13 protein-coding genes are annotated in these 9,194 nt (G+C 44.0%); 12 read left to right on the top strand and 1 reads right to left on the bottom strand.

Features of this window, described 5'->3' with window-relative positions:
* The 9 genes from AZ66_RS23065 to eutH form a co-directional block, all read left to right on the top strand.
* Nucleotides 1–1,005 (top strand): aldehyde dehydrogenase family protein (locus AZ66_RS23065; RefSeq protein ID WP_052648785.1); only part of this gene is annotated, 1,005 nt, incomplete at its 5' end.
* Nucleotides 1,006–1,111: 106 nt separating this feature from the next.
* Complete coding sequence (locus AZ66_RS23060; RefSeq protein WP_005549798.1) at nucleotides 1,112–1,402, top strand: BMC domain-containing protein; 291 nt, start codon at nucleotides 1,112–1,114, stop codon at nucleotides 1,400–1,402.
* 40 nt (nucleotides 1,403–1,442) lie between these two features.
* Nucleotides 1,443–1,580, top strand: a complete 138-nt coding sequence (locus tag AZ66_RS31575; RefSeq protein WP_155987197.1) for a hypothetical protein — start codon at nucleotides 1,443–1,445, stop codon at nucleotides 1,578–1,580.
* Nucleotides 1,571–2,386 carry an ethanolamine utilization cobalamin adenosyltransferase gene (locus AZ66_RS23055; protein WP_021257964.1) on the top strand — a complete coding sequence of 272 codons (816 nt, stop codon included), beginning with the start codon at nucleotides 1,571–1,573 and terminating at the stop codon, nucleotides 2,384–2,386. Before AZ66_RS31575 ends, AZ66_RS23055 begins: the two co-directional genes overlap by 10 nt.
* A 10-nt stretch (nucleotides 2,387–2,396) precedes the next feature.
* A complete protein-coding gene (gene eutD / locus AZ66_RS23050; RefSeq protein ID WP_197081760.1) occupies nucleotides 2,397–3,023 on the top strand; it encodes an ethanolamine utilization phosphate acetyltransferase EutD in 627 nt (208 codons plus the stop codon).
* Between the two features lie 27 nt (nucleotides 3,024–3,050).
* A complete protein-coding gene (locus tag AZ66_RS23045; RefSeq protein ID WP_044357000.1) occupies nucleotides 3,051–3,779 on the top strand; it encodes an ethanolamine utilization protein in 729 nt (242 codons plus the stop codon).
* 15 nt (nucleotides 3,780–3,794) lie between these two features.
* Nucleotides 3,795–4,070, top strand: coding sequence for a EutN/CcmL family microcompartment protein (locus tag AZ66_RS23040; RefSeq protein ID WP_021257962.1), 276 nt, complete (start codon nucleotides 3,795–3,797; stop codon nucleotides 4,068–4,070).
* Nucleotides 4,063–4,608, top strand: coding sequence for a BMC domain-containing protein (locus AZ66_RS23035; RefSeq protein WP_044356999.1), 546 nt, complete (start codon nucleotides 4,063–4,065; stop codon nucleotides 4,606–4,608). Before AZ66_RS23040 ends, AZ66_RS23035 begins: the two co-directional genes overlap by 8 nt.
* A gap of 65 nt (nucleotides 4,609–4,673) precedes the next feature.
* Entirely contained in the window at nucleotides 4,674–5,789 is a 1,116-nt protein-coding gene (gene eutH / locus AZ66_RS23030) for an ethanolamine utilization protein EutH (protein ID WP_021257960.1), read from the top strand.
* 223 nt (nucleotides 5,790–6,012) lie between these two features.
* Here the strand turns inward: eutH and AZ66_RS23025 are convergent, their stop codons facing one another.
* Nucleotides 6,013–6,990 (bottom strand): EndoS/ChiA family endoglycosidase, encoded by a 978-nt coding sequence (locus AZ66_RS23025; RefSeq protein WP_082061695.1) that lies wholly within the window; start codon nucleotides 6,988–6,990, stop codon nucleotides 6,013–6,015.
* 487 nt (nucleotides 6,991–7,477) lie between these two features.
* On the opposite strand from AZ66_RS23025, the gene AZ66_RS23020 reads away from it, so the two are divergent.
* From AZ66_RS23020 to AZ66_RS23010, 3 genes are all read left to right on the top strand, one after another.
* Nucleotides 7,478–7,804, top strand: a complete 327-nt coding sequence (locus AZ66_RS23020; RefSeq protein ID WP_044356998.1) for a DUF6506 family protein — start codon at nucleotides 7,478–7,480, stop codon at nucleotides 7,802–7,804.
* 167 nt (nucleotides 7,805–7,971) lie between these two features.
* Nucleotides 7,972–8,358, top strand: a complete 387-nt coding sequence (locus AZ66_RS23015; RefSeq protein WP_044356997.1) for a MerR family transcriptional regulator — start codon at nucleotides 7,972–7,974, stop codon at nucleotides 8,356–8,358.
* Nucleotides 8,359–8,509: 151 nt separating this feature from the next.
* Nucleotides 8,510–9,194 (top strand): SDR family NAD(P)-dependent oxidoreductase (locus AZ66_RS23010; RefSeq protein ID WP_044356996.1); only part of this gene is annotated, 685 nt, incomplete at its 3' end.

Below are 9,194 nucleotides of genomic sequence, written 5' to 3'. Positions count from 1 at the left end.
ATCAGCGAGGCAGCTGTGCAAGCAGGTTGTCCGGAAGGTGCCATCGGCGTCATGACCGTTCCTACGATCCAAGGTACGGATCAATTGATGAAGCACAAAGATGTTGCCTTGATTCTTGCAACTGGTGGAACAGCGATGGTCAAAGCCGCTTATTCCTCCGGTACGCCGGCAATCGGGGTTGGCCCAGGCAACGGCCCTGCCTTCATTGAGAAGAGTGCGAACATCCCGCTTGCAGTCAAGCGCATCATGGATTCCAAAACGTTCGACAACGGCACAATCTGTGCATCCGAACAATCCGTTGTTGTGGAAGCATGCAGTAAGGATGCAGTAATTGCGGAATTTAAAAAACAAGGGGCTTACTTCCTTTCCAAGGAAGAGGCAGCACAGCTTGGAAAGTTCATTATGCGCGCCAATGGCACAATGAACCCGCAAATCGTCGGCCGCAGTGTGGAACATATTGCGAAGCTGGCGAACCTGAACATTCCAGCTGATGCACGCGTACTGATCGCGGAAGAGACACAAGTTGGACCGAAGGTTCCATACTCTCGCGAGAAGCTGGCTCCGATTCTTGCCTTCTACACAGAAGACAGCTGGGAAGCAGCATGCGAGCGCTGCATTGAGATTCTGCATGGCGAGGGTGCAGGCCATACAATGGTCATTCACTCTGAAAATGAAGAAATCATTCGCGAGTTCGCATTGAAGAAGCCAGTATCTCGCTTGCTTGTGAATACACCGGGTACACTTGGCGGCATCGGCGCTACAACAGCAATTGCACCGGCTCTTACACTGGGATGCGGCGCGGTTGGCGGAAGCTCGACATCCGATAATATTAGCCCTCTTAATCTGCTCAATATCCGCAGAGTCGCTTATGGACTTCGCGAAATGGAAGATTTGATGGAGCAAGAGCAGCCTGTAGCTGAGCAAGATAAATTGGCAAGCCTTAATTTGGGAGACAAAGAAGAGCTGATCGGCATGATCGTCGCTCGTATTCTCGAAAAACTGTAAGTTGATAGATTCATCGGATTCCTTTTTATTTGTTTCACAACAGTGGTAACCCAACATTTTATATACAACTAATTCAAATTTATTGACTACTAGGAGGAATTTTATTATGGCAAACGCAAACGCATTGGGAATGGTAGAAACGAAAGGTTTGGTAGGCGCAATCGAAGCAGCAGACGCAATGGTGAAAGCAGCTAACGTTACATTGATCGGTAAAGAGCAAATCGGTGCAGGTCTCGTAACTGTAATGGTTCGCGGCGACGTAGGTGCAGTTAAAGCAGCTACAGATGCAGGTGCGGCAGCAGCAGAACGTGTTGGCGAATTGTTGTCCGTACACGTAATTCCAAGACCACATTCCGAAGTGGACGCAATCTTGCCTAAGACAAAAACAGTAGAGTAATTCGGATTCCGGACGAGTCTATTGAAAGAGATGGAGCAGGATGCTGGCGTTAAGCTCGGCGTCCTGCAACTCATCTATCGTGATGAATCGGCTTGTTCAAGCCGAGATGATTGGCGTTAACGAGATGGATTTGAACAACACGCATTCGCACGAGAAGGATGTGAGAACATGGCTCTGATTACGGAAAGCGAACTTCGCAAGCATTTTCGAAACCAGAATTTGAAGGATGTTGCCGTATATGAGACGGCGGCAGGCACAATTCTAACGCCATCGGCCAAGAGCTTCTTGACCGATCACCAGATCGAACTCCGATTTGTGACAGCTCCTGAACCTGGGGCGAATACGGACACGGCGGAAGCACCGCCGGCGACTAAGGAAGTTAAACTGCAGATTACGAAAAATCTGGATGTCGAACCTGCGACAGAAGGCAAGAAGCGGTTTCGCACACTGTATGGCGGTTTTTTGGAAACGAAGCCGGAGCATATGACCCATTTATATGGCAATATGCTTGTATTCAAGGATCATCCACGGATCCTCTTTCGCGGGAAGTTGGATTCTCTGGAAACAAAATGTTTAGAAGCGCAAATTAGCTGCTTCAAGTTGAATATGACCAAGCTGGTCGATGATTTGGAAGAAATCCTGCAATTCGTACGGCGAGTCGTGCGGTGTGAGGTATTGAGTGAGAGCATTGAAGAGTTTCATTTGCTTGGGATGACAGCGAAGGAACTGCGAGAGCAATCTCATTTTCCCAAGAAGTACTTTGGATTGGAACATTTTCAACCCAGCTATGAAATGGGCGAAGCGGTTGTTGTTATAAATGCGTTGCGCACATTGACAAGGGAGACGGAACTGTTGGCTTATCAGGCCTTCAAGAAGGAGCATGGCGAAGCAGATCGCGAGGATATTATCCGTTCGCTGAACCGATTGTCCTCCTTGTTCTGGATTATCATGTTCCGCATCCGTGTTGGACACTACGATAAATGAGGTGAAAATGGTGGATAACCAACTGGTAGAAAGCATTATTAACGAAGTGGTGAAACGTGTGCAGAATGAAGCCTGCTTCGAGGTAGAAGCATCCGGCAAGCATGTGCATTTGAACCGGGAAGCGATCGATGCGTTGTTCGGCGAAGGCTATCAATTGACGAAGGCGAAGGATTTGTCCCAGCCTGGGCAATATGCCTGTAAAGAACGCGTTACACTAATCGGTCCGAAGGGCTCTCTGCATAACGTAGTCGTGCTTGGCCCTGAGCGCAAGGAATCTCAAGTGGAGGTATCACTGACAGATTCTGTTGTGCTTGGCGTGTCTGTACCTGTAAAAGAAAGCGGCAAGCTGGAAGGAACTCCGGGCATCGTGATTGCTTCTGGCAGCAACATGATTCGATTGGAAAAAGGACTCATCGCAGCACAGCGCCATATTCATGTGAAAGCTGAGGATGCTGAGAAGTTCAACGTGAAAAATGGCGATATCGTACAGGTGAAAGTGTTCGGTAAGCGCCCCCTTATTTTCGACGATGTGCTTGTACGCGTCAGCTCCAACTATGAGACTTACATGCATATCGACTATGATGAGGCAAATGCATGCGGCTTTTCGAAAGGGACAAAGGGCATAATTGTAAAGTAGAGCATCTAGGTTTAGGAGTGTGAAAAAATGAACATAGAAGCTCAAGACCGGGCTGCAATCATTGAAGCCGTAGCAGCAGAGGTAATCAAAAGACTAGGGCAACATGACAAGAAAGTACCGACTGCAGTGAGAAAGCAAGCGGTTCTTCTATCCATGGAAGCGGTACCGGAATTGGAGAGCGTACTGAACTCGCATGTTGATGTTCGTTATTATGATGAGACGCTCAGAGATTGTGATGTACTCATTATCCCTAAGCTATGTATTCAGCTGCTAGCCAATCTTGCTAACGGTATAAGTGCAGGCCCACGCGAACGATTTGTCTTGACGATGCTGCTTAAGGGGCGAGAGGTTATCGCACTCGAAGAAGGATTGCTGTATCGCAAATACAAGTCGACGGCACCTGTACTCTTGTACAAGATGTATGACGAGTTTACGGCAAAGCTTAGTGCTTACGGCATTCGGTTGGTAAAAGAGCAGGATCTTCCTGCAGCCTGCCTAGAGAATGGCAATGTCTCTGGAAAACTGCAAGTTGGACAAAAGCCAGTGACTGCACAGGAAGATAATCAGGTTGAATCCGTAGTAAGCGACATAGCGTCTCCTGCGCTAGTGTTGAATCGCAAGGTTATTACGGAAGCGGAATTGAAGAAGCATCGTCTGCATAACGGAAAAGAAATTGTCATTGATCGGCACAGCATTATTACACCGCTCGCACAAGACTACTTGCGGATGCAGAAGATGCAGGTGCACAGAAGATAACGGCGGGGTGAAGCTATGATCGTGGGACAAGTTACGGGAAGCCTGTGGGCGACCCGGAAAGACAACAAGCTGAATGGTCTGACCTTCCTGGTGGTTAAGCCGTTATCGAATCATGATGAACCCGTTCAGCGTGATTACTTCGTCGCGGCAGACAATGCAGGAGCGGGCATCGGTGATACTGTGCTCGTGACAACAGGAAGCGCAGCCCGTGCATCATTCACTAACTCAGACGTACCAGTCGACGCGGTTATTGTCGGCATTGTCGATTCCATCGAGGTATCTCATGACTAGTGCAATCGGTGTGGTTGAGCTGCGCAGCATAAGCAAAGGCTATGAGACGGCTGACCGCATGCTGAAGACTTCTCCCGTCAGCGTGCATCATATGAAGCCGATCTGCCCGGGTAAGTTCCTTATTATGATGAGTGGGGACACGGCAGATGTTCAGGCGGCGATGGAAGCAGCCCGAGCGGAAGCAAATGATTTCCGAATTAGCGATTTCGAGCTGCACGGTGTTCATTCCGAAATCGTTGAGGGGCTGAAACGCAGCAACGCTTCACTACCTGTGGATGCGCTTGGAATTGTGGAGACATCTACAGTGTCTTCCGGTATTTATGCACTGAATGAAGCACTGAAGCAAAGTGACATTCACGTGAAGAGAATGAATCTTGGCATGGCTATTGGCGGCAAGTTCCTCGCCGTATTCACTGGTAGTGTGAGCGATGTCGAGCAGGGGATGAAGGTATTCGTATCCTCCATGGATCAAAAGCGGATTATACATTATTCCGTGATTCCTTCTCCTTCTGAGGAAATGAAACAACACTTCCGATAGGAAATTGAAAACAGGAAGTTTGAAAGCTCGCTTTTGATCTTAGGTATGAATGGAGGAGCACGTTCGTGGAGATTAATGAAATCATCATATACGGCATGGTTATCTTCATGATTCTCGGTGCAATCGACAAGAGCATCGGGTATAAGTTCGGATTGGGTCACCAGTTCGATGAGGGTATTATGGCAATGGGGTCGCTCACTCTAGCCATGGTGGGGATCATCTCTCTTTCCCCAGTATTGGCCAAGGTGCTAAGTCCGGTGGTCGTACCGCTGTACAGTGCGCTCGGAGCAGATCCGGCAATGTTTGCGACGACGCTGTTAGCCAACGATATGGGCGGGTTCTCACTCGCACAAGAATTGGCGCAGACGCCGGAAGCGGGATTGTTCGCGGGTACGATTCTAGGCGCCATGCTTGGGCCAACAATCGTATTCATTATTCCAGTTGCACTCGGCATTATTAAGAAGGAAGACCAAAAGTACTTGGCAACCGGCGTATTGGCTGGTATTGTTACCATTCCTCTTGGTTGCTTAATCGGGGGATTGGTAGCAGGCTACTCGATTTCAATGATATTGACCAACCTAGTTCCAATCATCCTGTTCGCAGTGTTGATTGTGTTAGGTTTATGGAAATTCCCGAATGGAATGATTAAGGGCTTCACGATCTTCGGTCAGTTCATCGTCATTGTTGCGACGCTTGGACTTGCGGTTGGTATCACGCAGCAGTTGACGGATATTACAATCATTCCGGGACTTGCACCGATTGAAGAAGGAATTAAGATCGTTGGCGACATCTCCATTGTATTGGCTGGTGCTTTTGCGATGGTGTTCGTCATTACGAAGGTATTCAACAAGCCGCTTATGAAGCTGGGCAAAATGCTCGGTATGAACGAGATTGCTGCAGCGGGCTTGGTAGCAACGCTTGCTAACGTTATCCCGATGTTCGGTATGATGAAGGATATGGATGTGCGCGGTAAGGTCATCAACGTTGCATTTGCTGTCTCTGCCGCATTCGTATTCGGCGATCACCTCGGCTTTACGGCTGGGGTTGCGAAGGAAATGATCTTCCCAATGATCGTCGGCAAGCTTGTAGGTGGTATTACAGCGATTATCGTCGCTATGTTCTTGGCCAAAAAATTGGCACCCGAACCGGAGCAGAAGGAAGAGCTTCCGGAATCGATCTAATGAATGGTATGGGCACTCTATCTCTCTATTTTATGTATATGGGCATAATATAAATTGTTTTGAACTCTTCTCTAGGTGTAATGCCTAAGAAGAGTTCTTTTTTTGATATTGGTTAGGAGCATTACGAAATGGAAGATTTAAATGTGGACAGTGTAGTGTCGGAAAGTGAAATATACTAAAGCGGGTGCATGAATGAACTCTCATGCACCCGCTTTAAGGATATTTAGTTGTTTCTCATGACATCAATCAATCTTTTTGTCCAGCTAAAGTCTGTTTTCGTAATTGTATTATCTCCGTATACTTTGCCATCTCTATCGATGGCATAGATAAACATTCCGCCCTTAGGGCCATCTTTTGGCTGCCAAGCTGCATATTTGTAAGCTCTGCTTGTTTCAAATGGTTCCTGAGCATCACTCCAGTTTGCACCTAATTCTTCTTGAAAAGATATTCCCGGAAGAAACTGATCAGGGGAGATTGTATTTTTATAAGTTGCCCAAGTAGTATCTAATCTACTAGGGGTTCTGCCGTAAGCTTGAAGGAACAAATAGTCACAGAATGGAGCTACTTTTTTGAATAGGCTATGATTGTCTTTGTTAGTATCATAGATAAGCAATTTGCCACTGTTCGACATTGGCCCTAAACGTTTAGACAGGGCTTCAAAAGTACCAGAAGCTTTTGTTTCTTTTTCTTGTGTTAACGTTTCCTCCATATCAATATCTAAGCCATCTAAATTGTAGGGAGTTACGTATTTATCAACTAAAGATTGCGCATGATTATCATATTCTTTGGATGTGGGAATTGTACCCATACTAGGAACGTTATATAGTTCCCTGATGTCTATCGTGCGTATCACTTTGGTATGACGTTCGTGCAAGGCAGGCACATATGTATCACGAAGCGTGTCCCAGAATAACTTTTCATTTGTACCTGGGTTAACATAGTGGAAGACAGAAACGATATCGACTCCTTCAGGAATATCTGTCATAGCTGTCACATTAGGGTCTGGGAGAGTTGAATTTGCATCATGAGGCATAGTTACGTCACGCCATGTTCTGTAGTATGCCATCATTACAGGAGATTTTTGACCTTTGGTCAATTCGCTTGCTAAAGAAGTTGAAGGACTAGCTGAAACAATTGAGCCACTCACTAAAGATAAAATTAAAACGGTTGACAAGAGTAACAACATGGATGTTTTTTTCATAAAAGATAACTCCCTTTCTTAGATGATAATTTACCACAGTAAAGTAAGCGGTTACATTTCAGAGGAAATCATGTCTTCAGCGCTGTCCTTCATCCCATAATTTCAAAACCTCCCCAAAGAAGTATTCACGCATTATGTTTTGACTCTCGATTTGCGTAAATTCCTGAATTTGCAAAAGTTGAGTCATTACTATTATCGTACAGAATTACAAAAAAGTGAATAGGACTAATAGTGTAATAAAAATAATATTATCAAACGGATGATGAAGTGATTATCCAGACTTTTGAAGGTGCTTTTCTGTTTTTGATATTCATGACAAATTTATCGTCTCCATTATTGGGGCGCTAAGAGCGGACATGTGTAACAAACAAATAAACATGAAGACAATGCATTACCTCCAAATAAAATGTATGGTATTTGCAATAAACAATTTTTGTATTTATAATTTTTATATAAAACGACTAGGTTAGGTTTGGAGGATGATTTTATGGCGCTTCATAAGTGGGCATATATTTATTTATCTCCAGGATTTAGTCCAGAAGAAAATACTATCACCACTGGAAACCAGCATTGTATTTTTATTGCTGTTGGAATCGATTTTAATGACAAAGAGCGGGTAATACCAATTGCGAAGCAACTTGTCAAAGAGGGAGTACAAATGATCGAGTTATGTGGAGGATTTGGACCTATATGGATTGCAAAAGTAAGTGAAGCCATAGATAAAGCAGTTCCAGTAGGAAGTGTGGCATATGGACCTGAAGCACGCCAACCTATGCTTGATTTACTCGCACCAGATGGTTTGAAAACAGATTAATATAGTAAATTGTGATGTAGAATCACTAAATAATTAATTTCTCAAAAATATGTTCAATCTGAAGAATCCATTTGGAATATTGGATTCTTCTTTTTATAATGTTTTTGAATGATAATGAATTAAACTTATGCTCAAGTAAGCTTTAACGAAGAAGGGTGATAAATTTTATGTTTTACACAATAAATGATGTGAAAAAAATGTATGGAATATCAGCATCCACATTACGTTTTTATGAAAAGGAGGGTATTCTGCCCAAAATAAATCGAGATAGAAGCGGACGAAGAGTATATGAGGAAAAAGAATTAGAATGGTTGCAGTTAGTAATTGCATTAAAAGATACTGGAATGGCTTTGGAGACAATAAAAGAATACATTGCTATGGTTTATGAAGGTGACAAAACCATAGAAGAAAGAAGAAAAATCCTGTTAGAACATAAACAAAGTGTTGAAAAAAAATTAACTTTAACGTTGGAGCACCTTGAAAAAATAAACAAAAAAATAACAGTTTATGATGTGTTGGTTCTTAAGAAGAATCCAAAGGATCTTTTTATTTAATGCTTCTCTTGACTTAAAGTTTACTTCAACTTGTATAGTTAGAGTAACTTATGAATGAAGAAGTCTTTTACCAGTCAGCTAACTGGGATCGGTCAGTTTAATGAGAAAAAGATCCACTGCTTAAACGACTCAATATTAAGGGGGGTAATACATGAATAAAATTATCGCTATTACTGGTGCTTCATCAGGTATTGGTCTAGCTACTGCCAATTTATTTGCTGATAATGGGTGGACGGTTTATGCAGGTACACGTAACGTTCAACGTGATCAGAAGAAACATGGAAACCGAGCAAATCTTCACTTTCTTGAAATGGAAGTTACGAAACCTGAATCATTGGAAAGAGCTTTTGCAACGATCGAGAACAATCACGGTCATTTGGATGTACTTTTTGCTAATGCAGGATTCGGTTATTTACGGCCCCTAGGGCAAGCAACATTTGAGGAAATCAAAAGCATTTTTGATACAAATGTCTATGGGGTAATGCATACCATTCGAGCTGGTCTCTCCCTCTTATGCAAAGCTGAGTCCGGGCATGTTATAGCAACAACAAGTGTTGGAGGATTAGTCGGTCAACCCTTAAACGAAATATATTGTGCGAGCAAATTTGCAGTCGAAGGTTTGTTAGAGAGTTTAGCCACTTACTACAAGCCTACATTTAACATCGATGTTACTCTGCTCGAACCGGGCGCGATAGCGACCAATTTCAATAACACGGTACTCTCGCATATAGAACAAACTGGAGGTATTAAAGAAGATGAATACAAACCAGTTTTTGAAAGGTATATAAGCACGTTCTCCAAACGGAATTCCGTTCCACAGCGTCCGGAGTCTGTGG

Source organism: Paenibacillus sp. E194, assembly GCF_000935845.1.
GTDB classification, from domain to species: domain Bacteria; phylum Bacillota; class Bacilli; order Paenibacillales; family Paenibacillaceae; genus Paenibacillus_B; species Paenibacillus_B alvei_B.
This window is presented reverse-complemented; position numbering and strand designations above follow the sequence as displayed.